11 protein-coding genes are annotated in these 16,866 nt (G+C 71.1%); 3 read left to right on the plus strand and 8 right to left on the minus strand.

Annotated features, from left to right (window positions below; genetic code table 11):
* Positions 1 to 6: 6 nt before the first annotated feature.
* Together E8A74_RS01420 and E8A74_RS01425 are read right to left on the minus strand one after the other, a co-directional pair.
* The gene (locus tag E8A74_RS01420) at positions 7 to 999 is read right to left on the minus strand and encodes a hypothetical protein (RefSeq protein ID WP_136927055.1); all 993 of its coding nucleotides are present in this window, start codon (positions 997 to 999) and stop codon (positions 7 to 9) included.
* A gap of 65 nt (positions 1,000 to 1,064) precedes the next feature.
* On the minus strand, positions 1,065 to 4,997 hold the full coding sequence (locus E8A74_RS01425; RefSeq protein ID WP_170228767.1) for a serine/threonine-protein kinase: 3,933 nt from the start codon (positions 4,995 to 4,997) through the stop codon (positions 1,065 to 1,067).
* A 105-nt stretch (positions 4,998 to 5,102) separates the two neighbouring features.
* Here E8A74_RS01425 and E8A74_RS01430 point away from each other — a divergent pair, with 105 nt between their 5' ends.
* Positions 5,103 to 6,008, plus strand: coding sequence for a DMT family transporter (locus E8A74_RS01430; RefSeq protein WP_136927057.1), 906 nt, complete (start codon positions 5,103 to 5,105; stop codon positions 6,006 to 6,008).
* Positions 6,009 to 6,109: 101 nt separating this feature from the next.
* Here E8A74_RS01430 and rsgA read toward each other — a convergent pair whose 3' ends face one another.
* The 5 genes from rsgA to E8A74_RS01455 form a co-directional block, all read right to left on the minus strand.
* Positions 6,110 to 7,192 (minus strand): ribosome small subunit-dependent GTPase A, encoded by a 1,083-nt coding sequence (rsgA, locus tag E8A74_RS01435; RefSeq protein WP_136927058.1) that lies wholly within the window; start codon positions 7,190 to 7,192, stop codon positions 6,110 to 6,112.
* A gap of 359 nt (positions 7,193 to 7,551) precedes the next feature.
* Entirely contained in the window at positions 7,552 to 7,824 is a 273-nt protein-coding gene (locus tag E8A74_RS01440) for a hypothetical protein (protein ID WP_136927059.1), read from the minus strand.
* Between the two features lie 73 nt (positions 7,825 to 7,897).
* Positions 7,898 to 11,800 carry a serine/threonine-protein kinase gene (locus tag E8A74_RS01445; RefSeq protein WP_136927060.1) on the minus strand — a complete coding sequence of 1,301 codons (3,903 nt, stop codon included), beginning with the start codon at positions 11,798 to 11,800 and terminating at the stop codon, positions 7,898 to 7,900.
* Positions 11,801 to 11,902: 102 nt separating this feature from the next.
* Positions 11,903 to 12,442 carry a response regulator transcription factor gene (locus tag E8A74_RS01450; protein ID WP_136927061.1) on the minus strand — a complete coding sequence of 180 codons (540 nt, stop codon included), beginning with the start codon at positions 12,440 to 12,442 and terminating at the stop codon, positions 11,903 to 11,905.
* A complete protein-coding gene (locus tag E8A74_RS01455) occupies positions 12,439 to 13,734 on the minus strand; it encodes a sensor histidine kinase (RefSeq protein WP_136927062.1) in 1,296 nt (431 codons plus the stop codon). The genes E8A74_RS01450 and E8A74_RS01455 overlap by 4 nt, the downstream gene beginning before the upstream one ends.
* 94 nt (positions 13,735 to 13,828) lie before the next feature.
* Between E8A74_RS01455 and E8A74_RS01460 the strand changes: the two genes are divergently transcribed.
* Together E8A74_RS01460 and E8A74_RS01465 are read left to right on the plus strand one after the other, a co-directional pair.
* Positions 13,829 to 14,797 carry a transporter gene (locus E8A74_RS01460; RefSeq protein WP_232379318.1) on the plus strand — a complete coding sequence of 323 codons (969 nt, stop codon included), beginning with the start codon at positions 13,829 to 13,831 and terminating at the stop codon, positions 14,795 to 14,797.
* Positions 14,790 to 15,227, plus strand: a complete 438-nt coding sequence (locus tag E8A74_RS01465) for a FixH family protein (protein WP_136927063.1) — start codon at positions 14,790 to 14,792, stop codon at positions 15,225 to 15,227. Before E8A74_RS01460 ends, E8A74_RS01465 begins: the two co-directional genes overlap by 8 nt.
* Here E8A74_RS01465 and E8A74_RS51725 read toward each other — a convergent pair.
* Complete coding sequence (locus tag E8A74_RS51725) at positions 15,212 to 16,789, minus strand: hypothetical protein (RefSeq protein ID WP_170228754.1); 1,578 nt, start codon at positions 16,787 to 16,789, stop codon at positions 15,212 to 15,214. The genes E8A74_RS01465 and E8A74_RS51725 overlap by 16 nt on opposite strands.
* Between the last annotated feature and the right edge of the window lie 77 nt (positions 16,790 to 16,866).

Here is a 16,866-nt window from a genome sequence, read left to right on the forward strand (position 1 = left end):
GCGAGATCAGTCCTCGGTCGCCCGGAGGACCGCGCCGACGATGAGCGTGATGAGCCCTGCAATGCCGAGGATCGCGCCGATGGTCACCGCGAAGACGCCGCCGCCGGACGCGAAGATGCCGCCGATCACCATGGCGAGCACGCCGACGCCGAGGAGAATGCCGCCCACCGCGAGCACCGTGTTGCTGCGGCCATGCGGGTTCGCAGCGGGAGGGCCCTGCTGCGCGCCGTCATTCGCGGTCGCGCCCGTGCTGGCCACGTTCCAGCGCCGCGCGTGGGCCTCGGTGCGCTCCCGGAGCTGGAAAAATGCCTCCTCGCCCATTTGCGCGACGAGGCGGCGCTCGAAGTCGGCGACCGTCACCGGCCGAGCCGCCACTTTGTTCACCTTCGTCACGTATTCGTCGATGAGCAGCGGCGTCGATTGTTTCATGCGGGCGCACGCCTCGACCGCGATCGAGCGCAAATGCAGCCGCCGCTCCATCGAGATCCCGGCCCTGGCCGCGTCCTCGTCGATCGCCTCGACGATCCGCATCCCGAGCCCCGGATCCTTGCGCATCCGGAGGCCGATGTCCGCGCGTTCGGTGGGCGTCAAAGCTTCGAGCTCGCTCGTCATGCCGAGCATCGCTTCGTCCATCTCGTCCATCCCATTCCACATGCGCGCTTGCATGCCGGGATGTGCGCGCCCCTCTTCGGGAAGATCGTTGAACGAGCCCACGAGGAGGAGCGAGCGGAGCGTCTTGCGGACGAGCAGGTCCTGCTTCTGAACCTTCGAATCCGTAGCATCGAGCTTCGGGAAGAGCGACGTGATGGGGCTGTCGCCGGTCTTCAGCGAATCGAGACCCCTATCGAGGCGCGCGAGAAACCGATCCATTTCCTCGGGGCTGACCAGCGTCACCGGCGACGCCGCCGCGCCCGTCGTGCCCACGCAACCCACGCTGCCTGCCGCCGCGGTCCCCGCCCCACCGATCACGCCGACCTTCAAAAAATCACGTCGTTCCATGGCCCCACCCCGAACGTTGCAGAAGAAAGTTCTTTCCGGAGGATGCCCGCTCCGGGCGGGCGGCGTCAAGCCGTGCCCGGTGACGCAGCGAGCCATGCCGCCGCGAGCTCCAGCGTGCGGGCGTTGTCCGGAACGGCACGCAAGAATCGCTCCCGCCGCGACGGATCGCCGATCTTCTCGGCCCGGCCGAGGAGATGCGCGCGCGCGGCGGAGAGCGCTTCCTTCGCGCGCGCGTGCTCGCCGTTCGCGTGGAGCGCCTCGGCATACACGAGCCGCACGAGCGGCTCGTCCGAGAGGAGCGCGCCGATCTGTTCGAGGAGCTGTTTGCCCTCCTCCGCCGCCGAGAGCGCCTCCGCAGGGCGGCCACACGCGAGCAGCACACGCGCCAGCGTCGCGAGGTACGAGCAGCGGCGGTTCGGGGGCGCATCGACGAGCGCCACGGCCTCGATCGCAGCGCGCTCGGCGGCCTCGCTGTCGCCCTGCCGCACGAGCACGAGCGCGAGGAACTGCCGCACGTCGTGCGCCGAGAGCACGAGGCCAGCGTTCGTGAGCGTCTCCAGGATGTCTTCGAGCAGCGCGCGCGCCTCCGCGAGCGCCCCGCGCGCCGCGAGCGCCTCCGCGAGCCCATGCCGTGCGCTCGCCGCGAGCATCGGCAAGCACTGCGCCTCGGCGCGCGCGACGAGCGTGGCGAGCCCCTCCTCGGCGCGGGCATGATCGCCGAGGTCGCAGAGCACGAGCGCCGCGTAGATGCGCATCGAGATGCCGAAGCGATCGACCTTCGCCTCCTCGAAGCACTGCGCGGCTTCGAGGAAAAATTCGTACGAGGGTTCGAGGTCGCCCTCGACGAGCGCGCGCGTCGCCGAGACGGCCGCCCACTCGGCCCGCACGATGGGCTCGCGCCGCGCTTCCTCGGGCGCCTGCGTGAACCGCTCGGTGAGCGTCTCGGCCGCTTTCCGTTGCCCGGAGCGCAGGAGCATGCGCGCGATCCAGCCCATCGCCGCGAGCCTGCGCGTGAACGGCGAGGCCTCACGATCGGCGCGCTCGAGCATCGACTCCGCGATCCCGAGGAGCTGGCGGCGCTCGCCGCGCGAGCTCTCGGCCCACGCCGCCGCGCTCGCCGCGCCGAACCAGAGCGGGCTGTCGGGCGAAAGATGCTGCATCGCCTCGCGCGCCCGCCGCGCCGCCTCCGCGAGCTCGCCGCGGTAGAAATGCGCCTCGGCCTGCGCTTGCCGTACCTCGCCGAGCAGCCCGCCGTCCGCGCCGCACGCCTCGGCGCGCTCGCTGCGTTCGAGCACCGCCTCGAAGTCGTTCGCGCTGAGGGCCTGCGTCGCCGCGCGCACGAACCACACCGCGGCTTTCTCGCGATCCTCGCCGCGCTCGCAGTGCTCGGCGAGGGCCATCGCGTCGCGCTCGCCCGCGGTCTCGAGCCACTCCGCCGCGAGCCGGTGGCCGAGCGCTCGATCGACCTCCGTGAGCGCCGCATAGGCGACCTCGCGCAGGAGGTCGTGCCGGAACGCGAGCTCCTCCTCGCCGGGAAAACGGCTCTCGCGGCGACGCATGAGGAGCTCGCGGTGGACGAGCGTCTCGATCCAGCGGCCTGCGTCGACGACGCTGCTCTCGCCGCCGAGGAGCGCGCGCACGCCGCCGCTCCAGAACGTTTCGCCGAAGATGCTGCCCGCGCGGAGCAGCCAGCGCGCCTCGCTCGGCAGCGCTTCGAGCCGCGCCTGCAGCATGGCGAGCACCGTCTTCGGCAGCGCGGTCTCCTGGCCCTCGGCCACCGCGCGCAAAAGCTCTTCGAGGTAAAACGGGTTGCCCGCGGCCTGCGCCACGACACGCGTGAGCAAGGACGGCGGCGCCTCATCGCCGAGCACGTGCCGTGCGAGCCGCTCGCTCGCGCGCCGCGACAGCTCGCCGAGCCGGATCTCCTGCATGCCGCGGTCCGCCCAGAGCCCCGGGAACCTGTCGTGCACGTCGGGCCGCGCGAGCGCGAGGACGAAGAGCGAGCGTTCGCGCGACACACGGAGCGCCGCGTCGATGAGCTGCACCGTCGGCGTGTCGGCCCAGTGCAGATCCTCGAGCACCAGCACCACCGGCCGGGTCGCGCTCGCCGCGCTCACGAAGTCCTCAAAACCGCGGCGGATCTGATCCCCCATCAGCACGGGATCTTTTCGCGCCGCGCGCAGGAACGTGCTCGCCTCCTCGGCCGCCCACGGCGCGCCCACGAGCTCGCCGTAGAGCTCCATGACGCGCCCCGCGTCCGCGCCAAGGTGCCGCGTCACCGCGCCGCGGATCTTCTCCCGCCGCACCTCGATCGGATCCTCCTCGTGCAGCGACGAGGCCCGCCGCAAGAGCTCGCCGGCCATGCCGAAGGGCGCGCCCGTGCGCGTCGGATCCCCCTGCGCGAGCCAGATATCGGGGCGAGGCTCGGACTCGGCGAGCTTCTGCAAGAGCTCATGCCGGATGCGCGACTTTCCGATGCCGGCCACACCCGTCACGAGCACCGCGCGCCCCGCGGGCTCACTCACGCACTCCTCGTAGAGCGCGAGCAACGTCGAGAGCTCACGCTCGCGGCCTACGCACGGCGTCACCCGCCCGAGCAAGAGCCGCGATCCTTCCTGCGCTTGCGCCTCCCCGAGGAGCGACCGCACCTCCTCGCTCCCGTCGATCACGAAGCGCCCTTCGAGCAGCTCCGCCGTCAGCTCGTCGAGCCGCACCGGCCGCCGCGCCCCGCTCTCCGAATCGTCGCGTTTCGCCGTGCACTGCTCCTCCTCGCGCAAGAGCTTTGCCGCGCGATCGATGCCTTCTCCGACGGGCAGCGCGTGCGAGATCACCCCTCGTCCCGTCACGAGCACCATGGGCGCCTCCGGCACCATCGCCTGCAGCGCGAGCGCGCACCGCGCGGCTTGGGTCGCCTGGTCCGTCGCCATGCCCGCGCCCGAGAGCACGAGCGCCGCCGACCCGTCCACCAGCGCCTCCACGCGCGCCCCGTACGATCGCGCCACCGCGCGCAGCGCCGCGAGCGGCGCGATGCCGGCCGAGTCCATCGTGCCGCCCAGCGGATCGACGGGCAGGCCCTCCTTCGGCGCCGAGAGCAGGATCACGCTCACGAGGCGCTGCTCGCCGCTGCCGAGCGCGCCCTTCGATCGCAGCGTATGCGGCGGCTCGCTCGTGTACTCGTCGTTCGCCACCCGCGCGAGCGCGCCCATCACCGCGTCGCCGTCCGCGAGCCTTTCTTCCGGCTGCTTCGCGACCATCCGCGCGATGAGCAGGTCGAGCGCGAGCGGCACGCCGGGCCGAAGTGCCGAGACCTTCGGCACGTCCTCGAAGAGCACCTTCGCCAGCACCGCCACCACGTGTTGCCCGGTGAACGCAGGTTTTCCTGCGAGGCTCTCGAAGAGCACGCAGCCGAGGGCGAACACGTCGGCGCGCGCGTTCACCGCGCGATCTCCGCGCGCTTGCTCGGGCGCCACGTAGCCGGGCGTCCCCATGAACACGCCCGTCCTCGTCACGACGTGCGGGTCCGAGGCGCGCCGCGCGATCCCGAAGTCGAGCAGCATCGCGCGCCGCACGTCCCCGTCGCGCAGGAAGATGTTGCTCGGCTTGATGTCGCGGTGGACGATCCCGTGCCGGTGCGCGATCGCGAGCGCGCCTGCGATGCGCTCGGCGAGCGCCATCGTCTCCTCGACGCTCAGCCGCTCCCGCATGATGCGCGTGTCGAGGCCCTCGCCCGAGAGCCACTCCATCACGAGGTACGGCTCGCCGGAGTCGAGATTGCCGTAGCCGAGGTAACGCACGATGGCCGGGTGCGAGAGCGCTGCGAGCACACGCGCCTCGCGATCGAACCGCGCGCGCTCCTCGACGCTCGCGCCGTTCATGATCTTGATCGCGACCTTATCGCCGGTCTCGCGATCGCGGGCCTCGAAGACGGCGCCCATGCCGCCTTGGCCTGCGAGACGTACGAGCTCGAAGCGCTCGCCAACCGACACACCTACCCGCATCTCCAACATTGTCGCACGTCACGCGTGGACTCCAAGAAGGCAGTTCGGCTGCGCTGCTTCTTTCCCGGTCTTTCGCGACCGGTTATCTTGCGCGCTCTTTTCCCCATGTCCATCCCGCTCGGAGAACTCGCGGCCCTCGGCACGGCCCTTTGCTGGACCGCGAGCTCGCTCGCGTTCTCGGCTGCAGGGCGCCGCATGGGCTCCTTGTCGCTCAACCTCGTCCGCCTCGTCCTCGCGTTCGTTTTTCTCGGCGTGTACAATTTCGTCCGTCGCGGCCTTCCATTGCCGCTCGACGCCTCCGCCGAGGCGTGGGCCTGGCTCTTCGTGAGCGGCCTCGTGGGGTTCGTCTTGGGCGACATGTGCCTCTTTCGGGCCTTCCTGCTCATTGGTCCGCGCGTCGCGATGCTGATCATGTCGCTCGCGCCACCGATCGCTGCCGTCCTCGGGTGGATCGTCCTGGGCGAGCGGATCTCCGATCTCGGTATCGTGGGAATGGGCGTGACGCTCGTCGGCATCGCGGTCGTCGTGCTGGAACGAGCGGGCGATACGAATGCGGCGGGCGCTGGACCAAAGGGGGAATCGGGCAAAGGAATCCTGCTCGCGTTCGGCGGCGCCGTGGGCCAGGCCGTGGGGCTCGTGCTGAGCAAGATCGGCATGAAGACCTACGACCCGTTCGCCGCGACGCAAATTCGCGTTCTTGCGGGCATTGTCGGTTTTTCCCTCCTGTTCACGTCCATCGGCTGGTGGGGGCGCGCGGCCGTGGCGGTCCGGGACCGCGCGGCGCTCGGATTCGCGTCGCTCGGCGCGATCGCGGGCCCGTTCGTCGGGGTATCGCTCTCGCTCCTCTCCATTCAGCACACGGAGACGGGCGTCGCGGCCACGATCATGGCAACGACCCCCGTCCTCGTCATTCCGGCCGTCATCTTGGTTCACAAGGAACCCGTCAGCCTGCGCGCGATCCTCGGCGCGCTCGTGGCCGTCGGCGGCGTGGCGCTGCTCTGGATCAGGTAATGGAATGCGGTAACCGCCTCCGGTAACGGAATGCGGTCACGGGGTTTGGGGCGAAGGACGCCGATCGCCGGCGGGAAGCTGCGCGAGCCCTCTCCCGGGACTCAGCTCTTCGGGCTCATCTTCGTGATCTGCGCAATCATCTTCCCCCGCCGCCGGGCCTCTGCCCGCGCCCGCGCGTCGTGCTTCTCGCGCAGGTGCCGACCCTCCGCCGCCAGCTTGCGGAACCCCGCGAGCCTCCCTTCCTCGAGCGCTCCGCGCTCCACCGCCTCCGCCACCGCGCACCCCGGCTCGCCCTCGTGCGCGCAGTCACGGAAGCGGCATCCGGCGGCCAGCTCCTCCACATCGCCGAACCCCGCCGGCCCGCCTTCATCGAGATCCCACGGTTCCAGCTCGCGCAGCCCCGGCGTGTCGACCAGGAGGCCGCCGTTTGGCAGCACGAACAGCTCGCGGTGCGTGGTCGTGTGCTTGCCGCGATCGTCGTGCGCCCGGATCTCCCCCGCGCGCTGCGCGTCATTGCCCAGGAGCCGGTTGGCGATCGTCGATTTCCCTACGCCTGACGATCCCAGGAGCACCAACGTCTCGCCCGCGCGCACGTGCGCCGCGAGCGCGTCGAGCCCGGCCCCTTCGGTCGCGCTCACCGCGATCACCGGCGCCGACGGCGCGAGCGCGCGCGCCGCCTCCACGAAGCGCTCGGGCGTGTCGCAGAGATCGGCCTTGTTGAGCACGAAGACCGGCCGCGCCCCGCCCTCGATCGCGACCTCCAGATACCGCTCCAGGCGCCGCGGGTTGAAGTCGGCGTTGAGCGAGCTGACGATCATCACCGTATTCACGTTGGCGGCCAGCACCTGCGCCTCGAAGCGCCGCCCGGCGGCCTTGCGCAAGAGCGCCGTGCGGCGCGCGAACACATGCGTGATCACCGCCGGATCGGCGGCGTCGGGCCGGACGCCGACCCAGTCGCCGACCGCCGGCAACGCCGCGCCGTCGCTCTCGTGGAGCAGGCGGCCGCTCACCTTCGCGCGGCGCGGGCCCGCGGCGGTGAACACTTGCAGTACGCCCCGCCCGCCGGCGGACACGCGGGCGGGCTCGAAGGGCTCGGCGAGCGCGGCGCGCTGCCGTTCGAAGAAGGAGTTCCAACCGAGACTATCGAGCGAATGAGAGACGAGACGATTCGAGTCGAGATCCATTGTGGTGCGAGCTCCGGAGCGCCGCGGGCTCGCGAGGCGAGGCGCGGCGGGTCACGGCCACGGAGCGGACGGCGCACAGGCCGGCCAGTCCGAACGGAGCCTCGGCTCTTGCCGAGGACGGAAGCCCGTCCGGCGCCCGCTGGATCAACACGCAATCGCCTGGTCAGCGATGAGGAGACCGGCTCATCCGGTTCCGTACCGACCCCAACGCCGGCAAAGCCGGCGTGGGGAATGGGACCGCTTGCGGCCCCATCGTGACCGGTGACCGGTGACCGGTGACCGGTGACCAGTGACCTAACTTGCGTGGCTCGCGGCGGCGACGACGGGCAGGGAGACGCGCTCGGTGCAGCTCGGGACAGTCATATTCGCAGCCTCCTCCGTGGGGCTCGCTGTTGCGAGGCAGCCGCAATCATGAAGCGCCACGGGCGGCTCGTCAACCGCATACCGGGCCCTTCCTCCCGGAACATCTCCTCGAATCCCAGCGTGAGCGTCTCGGTCACCACCATCGGCGTGTGGAGATAGAGCCCCTGCTTCACGTAATCCCCGAGCCGCGCCCGGGCTGCCTCGTAGCTCCCCCACGCAGCCCTGTGCACGGTGCCTCTTCCGGGCATATCCGGCCCGATCTCGAACACCGAGGAGCTCCGCGGCGTGTTCTACGTCGACGTCATGCCCTGAAAAGGGTCTCTCCCGCCAAACCCACCCTACCTATTCGCCTGGGCCGAGCCAGGCCTGGGCGAGCTCCAGCGTCCGCGCGTTCTCGGGCACGTCTTCGAGGAAGCTCCGCCGGTACTCGGGGTTCGGCGTCCGTTCCGCAATCCGATAGAGACGCTCGCGCGCCACCCGGAGCACCGCCCGCGCCTCGCCTCGCGCGCCCGCCGCGTCGAGGCATTGGGCGAGCGTGACAAGCAAGAACCCGCCTCGATACCCGAATCCGCGCACGGCCTCGTACCGCGTATGCGACGCGCGCGCCTCCGCGAGCGCCTCGTCCACGCGCCCCATCGCGCGGAGGGCGCTCGCGAGCACCGCGCCCGCTGCGGCGTGATCGAGCGGCAGCACCCCGCCAAGCTCCATGGCCGCCTGCGCGTGCCGCGCTGCCTCCTGGTGCTGGCCCGCGCGCCGCGCCACCTCGCCGAGCGCCCAGCGCCCGCGCGCCTCGTCCGCCTCGTTGCCGTTCATCTTCGCGGCCGCGAAGAGCCGCGTCGCCTCGTCGCGCGCCTCGTCGAGCCGTCCTCCGTCCGAGAGCGCGAGCACCCGGAAGAGCGCCCGAAGCGAGGCCACGATCGCGAAATCCTCGTCGTGCCGCGCCTCTGGGCAGAGCGTCTCGGCCGCGCGCGTGTTCGCCCCGAGCATCCACTCGTTCATCCCGACGAACACCCGCGCGAGCACCCCGCCGCGCCGCGAACCCGCCTCGTTGAAGGCCTGGAGCGCCGCGCGCGACCGTGACAAACTCTCCCACGGGTTTTCTTTGATCCACGCCTCCCAGCGCGGATAGGAGAGGTGCCAGAAGGCCCGGGCCATCGGGTCGCGATCGGCCGCGGGCCCGACGAGCGCGTCGAGCCTCCGTTGAATGGGTTCGACGATATCGATCCGCCCCTCCGTCAGGAGCAGGACCGTGGCCATCGCGAGCGCGAGCGACACGGTGCCGAGGACCTCGGGCGCGGGCTCGATCGAGGCGATCGCGTCGAGGATCCCGATCGACTCCTCGACGTGCTTCATGCGGAGCGCATAGGTGAATTGCGCCAGCGCGCCGCGCACCCAGGGCGCGCTGCCGGGCGGGGCCCTGCGCGTGAGCCGCGCGCCGTGCGTCGCCGCCTCTTCGAGGTGGTTTTGCCACATGCGCGCCTCCGAGACGATGCCGAGCAGCCCGATTTCGGTCTCAGGATCGGGGCCGAGGGCGAGGGCACGCTCGGCGCGGCGAACGGCGTCCTCGTCGTCGCCTGCGCGATGCGCCTGCTCGGCCGCGCGCAGGAGGTGGCGCACCGCGCGGCTCGGCTTCTGGCCGCGCTCGAAATGGGTCGCCAGGACGAGCGGGTCCGTCTCGCCGTGGGATTCGAGCCACGTCGCCGCGAGCCGATGGCCGAGCTCGCGATCCTCCTCGGTCAGCATCGTATAGGCGCCCTCGCGCACGAGCGCGTGCCGGAAGGCGACCTCCTCCTCCCCGGGGAGGCGACTCTCGCCGCGGAACGACAAAAGCTCCCGCTCTTCGAGCGCCACGAGCCGCTCGCGGACGACATTCTTGCTGACGCCCTCGCCGAGCAACGCCCGCGCGCCGCCTGCCCAGAACACGTCCCCGAAGACGCTCGCCGCGCGGAGCAGCCGCCGATCCTCGTCGTCGAGCGAAGCGAGGCGTGATTGCACCATCGCCACCACCGTCTCCGGCAGCTCCGCGTCCCGCCCTTCCGCCGCGGCGCGGATGAGTTCTTCCAGGTAAAACGCATTTCCTTGCGCACGCTGGACGATCCGATCGACGACCTCTTGCGACGCGGCCTCGCCGAGCGCCCCGCGCACGAGCTTCTCGCTCGCCCGCTTGCCGAGCTCCGTGAGGCTGATCTCCTGCAGCCGGCGCCCTTCCCAGAGCCGCGGGAATCGCTCGCGCACGTCGGGGCGCGCTGTGGCGAGGACGAAAAATGGTTTGTCGGAGAGCGTGCGCAGCGCCGCGTCCACGAGCCGGACGCTCGGCAGGTCGCCCCATTGCACATCCTCGAGCACGAGGAGCACCGGCGCCGCGTCGCACTCCGCTCCCAGGAAATCGAGGAACGCCGCGCGGATCTGGTCGACCATGAGCTGGACGTCCGCGCGCGCCGCGCGGAGCGGCAGGTCGTCCTCGTCCGGGAACGGCGCATCCACGATTTCGCCGAGGAACCGCGCCACGCGCCGCGCCTCCGACGCCGCGAAGCGCGCCGACACGCGCGTCACGAGTTTGTCACGACGCACATTCGGACCATCGCCGGCGGCGATGCCGAGCGCCATGCAGAGCGCCTGCGACACGAGCCGGAACGCCGAGCCGGCCCGGCGCGCGTCTCCGCCCGAGATCCACGCGTTCGCGAGCGGCGCGTCGCGCAGCGCGGTCTGCACGAACTCCTGCGCGAGCCTCGATTTGCCGAGGCCCGCGGCCGCCGTCACGAGCGCGGCCTGCGCGGCCGGCTCCTCGATGCAGTCCTCGAATAGGCCTGCGAGCGTGCGCAGCTCGCGGTCACGCCCGACGCACGGCGTGGGATTGCCGAGGAGCGTGCGTGTGCCGAGCAGCGCCGCACGCTCGCCGTGGAGCGAGAACCCTGCGCCATCCTTTTGCACCTCGAAGCGCGCGTCGAGCAGGCCCGCCGTGAGCTCGTCGAGCGCGATCGGGCACTCCACGTCGCTCGCGCCGCGGTGCTCCGAGAGCGCGTGCGCCGCCCGATCGATCGCGTCTCCGAGCGGGCTCGGCCCCGCGAGGGACCCCCAGCCGACTGCGAGGGCAAACGGCCGGCCGCCGCCGAGCGCCCGCAGCTCCATCGCGATGCGCGCCGCCCGCGCCGCCAGATCCTTCGCCCCCGCGCCCGCGGTCCAGAGCGCGAGGGATCCGTCGCGTAGGATCTCACACGGCACCCCGCGCGCTTCGGCCTCGGCTTGCAACGATCGATCGAGCTCCGACGCGCGCCGCTCGCGGCTCTCGAACGATTGGCCGAGCGCCGGCGGCGGCAGCGAGTGCTTCGATCGCCCGATGAGCAGCGCCGCGACGGGCCGGCGCTCGGTGGTCGTGAGCGAGGGCGGGCGGAGCGAGGGGGGCGCGACGGCGCGCACCGTGGCCGCGCCGCTCTCGAGCATTTGAAGCTCCTCCACCACCGCGCGCCCATCCCGAGGCCGGTCCGCCGGGTCCTTCGCGAGCATGCGCATCACGAGTGCTTCGAGCTCGTACGGAATATCGGGCCGGAGCTCCACGAGCGACGGCGGTTCGGCGAAGAGCACCTTCGCGAGGATCGCGTGCAGGTGATCACCGGGGAACGCGGGCGCGCCGGCGAGGCATTCGAAGAGGACGCAGCCGAGCGCGAAGACGTCGGCCCGCGCGTCCACCTCGGCCTCGCCGCGCACTTGCTCGGGCGCCATGAAACCCGGCGTGCCGACGATGCTGTCCGTTCCGGTGATGCGCGTGTGCCGGCCGAGCTTGGCGATGCCGAAGTCGAGCAGCTTCGGCTGGTCGGGCCGGGCTCCCACGAGGAAGACGTTCTCGGGCTTGAGATCGCGGTGAACGATGAGCTTTTCGTGGGCCGACGCGAGCGCCTCGGCGACCTTGCGCGCGAGGGCGATGGTGTCCTCGACCGAGAGCCGCCCGCGCGCGAGCGTGCGCGCGAGCTCCTCGCCTTCGAGCCATTCCATCACGAGGTACCGCGTGCCGTTCGCGAGCGTGCCGTGCCCGAGGTAGCGGACGATGCCCGGGTGATCGAGCGATCCGAGCGCCTCGATCTCGCGGTCGAAGCGCGCGTCGTCCACGGGGCTCGCATCCGAGACGAGCTTCACCGCGACCGGCGTCGCGTTTTGCCGATCCAGCGCCCGGTGCACCTCGGCCATGCCGCCGGTCCCTGCCAGGTGCAGGATCTCATACCGCTCGGCGAAGACCGTGCCTTCCCTCATCCGTAACGAATCAGTCTACCGGCAGCGCCTGGACCTTGCAAACCCGGAAGCACGCTCCGGCCGGGCGCCGCGCCGCCCCGGGCGCCCCCGCAATTCCTGCGCTCAGCGCGCAGGTGGCATTTTGGCAATCTTGCGCTGGAGCGAACGCCGGTGCATCCGCAGCCGCCGCGCCGCCTCGGAGATATTGCCGCCGCAATCGCCGAGCACGCGATGCAGATACTCCCACTCCACACGATCGAGCGAAGGCACATCGTCCGGCGCGCTCTCCGTGGAGGGGCGGCCCGCGAGGGCACGCTCACACGCTGCCGCGTTCACCGGCTTCGTCAGGTAATCGAAGGCTCCCGCGCGCATCGCCTCCACCGCATTCGCGATCGTGCCGTATCCGGTGAGCACCACGATTCGTGTCCCCTCGTCGAGGGATCGGAGGGAGCGCACGAGGTCGATCCCGCTGCCGCCCGGCATTCGCACGTCGACGAGCGCATATTCGAAGACCTGCCGCTCGGCGAGCGACAGCGCCGCCGGGGGCCCCTCGGCGAGCGAAACGGAAAAACCGCGCCGTTCGAGGGCTTCTCCGAGCGCGGCCCGGAACGCGTCGTCGTCGTCCACCACGAGCAGCGTGGGTTTTCCCTCGGCCCCCGTCACGCCCGCGCCTCCGCGAGCCGGATCGTCACGCGTGTCCCCCGCGGCTCTCGCGGCCCGATATCGAGCGTCCCTCCGGCGATCTCCACGACGCGCCGCACGAGCCAGAGCCCGAGGCCCATTCCCTCGCCCGGCTCCTTCGTCGTCAAGAACGGCTCGCCGAGCCGCTCGCGGAGATCCGCCGGCACGCCCGCGCCTTCGTCCTCCACCGCCACGAGGATCCGCTCGCCCTCGCGCCGCACGTGCACGCCGATCGGCGCCGTCACCGCCCCGGCCCGACACGCGAAGAGCGCGTTGTCGAGCAAGGCCCCGAGCGCGCCCTCCAGCTCGGCCGCGGACAAACCCACGCGCGCCCCCGGATCACACGACACGGAAATCGTGACCTTCGCGTCGGGGTGCGCCGCGCGCCAGGCCTCGACCGCGCGCGTCGCGGCGTCCGTGATGCTCGCGTGTTCGCCCTCGGCCGAGCGCGTGCTGCCCGCCGAGAGGCGCGTGATCACCTGTCGGCATCGCTCGACCTGCGCGCCGATCGCCGCGCCGTGCCGCTGCGCCGCTTCAGGCTCGCATCCGTCGCCGATCTCGTAAGCGAGGACCGCGATCGTCCCGAGCGGCGTGTTGAGCTCGTGCGCTGTACCTGCCGCGAGCGTCGCGAGCGCGCGGAACCGCGCGTTCACCTCGGCCTCGCGGCGGAGGCGCGCGATCTCGCGGCCGCGCGCCGCGAGCGCGCTGCGCACGTGCGTGACGAACGTGGCGATGATCCCCGCCGAGATCGCAAAGGCAAACCACATCCCGTAGAGGTGCGTCGAGAACGCCCCGTTCTCCGGGTGGCTCGGGCAGCAAGCCCCGGAAGGCACGCTGAAGAGCGCGAGGAAGAGGCACGCAGCGAAGCCCGAGAGCGCGAGCGTCGTGCCGAGCGGCAAGACCGCGGCGGCGAGCGCGACGTGGATCAAAAAGAGCGCGCTCCAGGGATTCGCCGCGCCGCCCGAGCACGCGAGGACCACGAAGATCCCGGCGAGATCGAGCGCGAGCCCGGCTGCGAGCGCGCGGCGCGAGGGCGGCGGGCGGCCCCGCCCCGCGCGGGAAGCCACGAGGGCATTCGCCGCGGCGACGAGCAGCGTCGCGGGCACGGCGATCTCGTAGCGGACGTGAAAGCCGAGGACGTGTGCGCTGAAGGGCAGCGTCGCGAGCAGGAGGCCGGAGACCGCGATCCGCAGCCCGGAGAGGCCACGCTCGACGACCCCGATCGCGTCGTCTTCCTCGTGGGCCGCGGGCAGGCCGAGGGGGGAGCCTGACATGAGGCGCGAGCGTAGCAACCGCGGGGCGCGGCGGGGTGCGTCGGATCGTCGCACCATCCCGCTCGGACGCCTGCGTGATGCGACAACGTGTCTCATGGATCTTTGCGCCGCGCGGCTCCATGGATGCACCGTGCTCGGCGCCTGCAAAACCTTCGCTTCGGCTCTGCTCGGTTGCGTGCTTTTCCTCGCCACGCGTGACGCCTCGGCGTCGGCTTGTTGCGGCAGTGGTCACGGCCTCGGCCAGCGGCTCGGCCCGCTCGAACGCGGGGCGATCGGGCTCTCGTTTCGTTTCTCGGATCGGTTCGGCTCGCACGGACACGCGGGTGCGTTCACGCTCGCGCCGCCCGGCACACGCGACGCCGAAGGACGCGCCGAGCTCGGCTGCCTCTTCGCGCCGATCCCGCGCCTTCAGCTCGGCCTCGTCGCGCCCGTGTTCTTGAACATCCGCGGCTCGCGCGACGACACGGACGTCGGCGGTGGTTTCGGCGACCTCTCGTTCTCGGCGCGCTTCGACATCGTCTCGCTCACCACGACGAGCGCCTGGCCCGCGATCGCCCTCACGGCTGGCGTGAGCCTCCCGACGGGCCGATCCGCGGCGGACGCGAAAGACCCGCTCGCCACGGACGCCACGGGCCTCGGCGCCGCCGAGGTTCGTCCGGGCGTGTTCGTCGAGAAAAACTGGGCCAACGAGGCCACGGCCGTCTTCAGCGCGTCGATGGGCTTTCGCACGCCGATGACGGGGGCGCGCGGCGAGCGCATCGAGCTTGGCCCGCGCTTGCGGCTCGTCGCGGCGGCGGGGCCGGTGTTTTCCACGGGCTGGTCGCTCTCGGCGGGGCTCGTGCACGAGTACGAATCGGCGCCTGCCATCGGCGGCGCGACCACGCCCGACGCGGATCGGCGGCGTACGGCTGCGCTGCTCTTTGCTGGATACGATATCTCCGAGCGCTTCACGGCGCTCGCCTCGCTGGAGGTGGACCTGCCGGTCTCCTCCCTCGGCAAGAACGAACCATCGGCCGTGGCATTCGCCATCGGCCTACGGAGATCATTTCCGCGTTATGAATGACACGAACCGCATCTCCCGCGCCCGGTTTTCGAGGGTCCTCCTCTGCTCGCTCGCCTTTTCGTGGCTCGCCGCATGCGGCGGGGAGGGGAGCTCCGCGAGCCCGGACCAGGAATCGATTGGCCTGCGCGGCGCGATGCAATTCAAGCTCGTCCCCGAGGCGCCGCTCGTGCAGGGCGAAAACGACCTACGATTGACCTTGCGCGACGCGGAGACCGGCGCGGTGGTGGAGGGGGCCTTGATCGAAGTGACCGCGATCATGCCGGCGATGGGGCACGAGGCGACGTTCGCGCCTGCGATCGAGGAGGCGGGAGACGGCGCCTACGCCGTACGAGGTCTTGCCCTCTCCATGCCGGGCCGCTGGGACGTCCACGTGAGGGTCGAGCACCAGGGCACGATCGACGAGGTCCATTTCTATTACGACGTGCCCTGACGACGCGCCCCCCGCGACGCACGTCTGCGCAGGAGCAGACCGAGCAGGACGAGGGCGAACGCCGAGGAGCCGGAAGGGGCGCCTGGCGTCGCCGCTCGACACGCGCCCTCGACGCCCGGTGTTGCGCCCCTTCCGCCGCCAGAGGACATGCTGCTTTCGGCATGGCTCGGATCGATGTCGCCTGCGCCTTGTCCAGCGCCTCCCATTCCGACGGCGCCCCCGGCGCTTCCAGCGCCTCCCGTTCCGACGGCGTCCCCAGCGCCTCCAACGCCTCCTGTTCCGACAGCGCCCCCGGCGCCCCCAGCGTCTCCCATTCCGCCTATGCCCCCGTCGCCTCCGGCTCCCCCGTCGCCCTCACCTGGTGTGGCATTGAGGAAGCTACGAAGCATCTCCAGATCCCCGTCGCTGCCCCGGCTGGCATGGACGAACAGGGCTTGCCCGGTGATCCCCGCTGCGCCTCGCAGCCGTCGGGAATCGACGGCCTGTCCGAGGAAGATCCGAGCGGAGGGCGCCCCGTCGTCACTCACGGACGCCGCGCTCACGTATCCAGATTTGAAGGTCCACTGGTCGAGCCAGGCGACGACGTATTTTTCGTGGTTGTGCACGATCATGGGCGTGTTGAACCCGCCAAGGTTCTCGGGGTCGTGGTAGATGACGAACGGGACGCCGATGGCCCCGGACGGGCCCATGCGCATCCCTTTCATCCTGTCGTCGTCGTTCCCGTCGACCCAGGCCAGAAGGAATTCTGTGCCGTTCGAGCCGACGGCTGGACGGCTCCAGTATGCTGCGTTCTCCTTGGGGAGGCCGAATGCGACGATGTCCGCCCCCGGACCGATGAAGGCCCCACGCAGCGTGCCCCCCGTGTCGCTGTAGACGGCGCAAAACGTATTCGCACCGAAGGCGAGCTCGCCGAACCACACCGGAGCGGCCGCTTGCGCCACGACGAAACCGCCGGGGTCGGACACCACCCCATCCGTCGTCACGCGCGCGGCGCGAATGGTATCCACGCTCCCGCGCTCCACCCACGCGACAAGGAACTGCCCGTCCCCGTAGCTCACGGAAGGCTCGACCTGGTTGGCCACGCCCGTGGCAATGGGAAATCCGCCCGGATCGAGGGTCGTCCCGTCCACCGTCACGCGCGCGGCGTAGACGTTCCCCTCTTCCATGCTCGTCGAACGATCCACCCACACGAGGAGGTGGTTCGTCCCGTCGAACGCGAGGGCCGGATCCTCGGCTATCACGGGCGCATCGATCAACTGCGGGCCGGCGGGATCTACGGTGCCGTCGGTCGCGATCCGATGGCTCCAGATGCCAAATTGGGGATCGGGGCGCTGGGTCCAGACGACTCGGTAATGCGACCCGTCGAACGCCACGCCGCCGGGCAGCTCGTCCACATCCTGGAACGAGGCGACGCCGCCGCTCGGGGCGAAGAGCGAGCGGGACGGAGCCGAGATCCATTCCTCGGTAGGGTGCTTCGTGGACGAGCAGCCGCCCGACAGCGCAGCGACGAGGACGAACGACAAGCAGCACGGACGAACCGCACCGTCGACGAATGAATTCATGGTTTCCCCCGTTGTTCGGAATGTTCCGAGACCGGGGCTTTACCACCACGCGCCGCGCAGGGCGAGCTCTCGGAGCC

This window comes from Polyangium fumosum, from assembly GCF_005144585.1.
Lineage (GTDB): Bacteria > Myxococcota_A > Polyangia > Polyangiales > Polyangiaceae > Polyangium > Polyangium fumosum.

Excerpts from the sequence above, each read along its gene's own strand:
- E8A74_RS01425 (WP_170228767.1), bottom strand. The coding sequence starts at position 4,997 with ATGCGGGTAGGTGTGTCGGTTGGCGAGCGCTTCGAGCTCGTACGTCTC.
- E8A74_RS01455 (WP_136927062.1), bottom strand. The coding sequence starts at position 13,734 with ATGTCAGGCTCCCCCCTCGGCCTGCCCGCGGCCCACGAGGAAGACGAC.
- rsgA (WP_136927058.1), bottom strand. The coding sequence starts at position 7,192 with ATGGATCTCGACTCGAATCGTCTCGTCTCTCATTCGCTCGATAGTCTC.
- E8A74_RS01445 (WP_136927060.1), bottom strand. The coding sequence starts at position 11,800 with ATGAGGGAAGGCACGGTCTTCGCCGAGCGGTATGAGATCCTGCACCTG.
- E8A74_RS51725 (WP_170228754.1), bottom strand. The coding sequence starts at position 16,789 with ATGAATTCATTCGTCGACGGTGCGGTTCGTCCGTGCTGCTTGTCGTTC.
- E8A74_RS01420 (WP_136927055.1), bottom strand. The coding sequence starts at position 999 with ATGGAACGACGTGATTTTTTGAAGGTCGGCGTGATCGGTGGGGCGGGG.
- E8A74_RS01430 (WP_136927057.1), top strand. The coding sequence starts at position 5,103 with ATGTCCATCCCGCTCGGAGAACTCGCGGCCCTCGGCACGGCCCTTTGC.
- E8A74_RS01465 (WP_136927063.1), top strand. The coding sequence starts at position 14,790 with ATGAATGACACGAACCGCATCTCCCGCGCCCGGTTTTCGAGGGTCCTC.
- E8A74_RS01460 (WP_232379318.1), top strand. The coding sequence starts at position 13,829 with ATGGATCTTTGCGCCGCGCGGCTCCATGGATGCACCGTGCTCGGCGCC.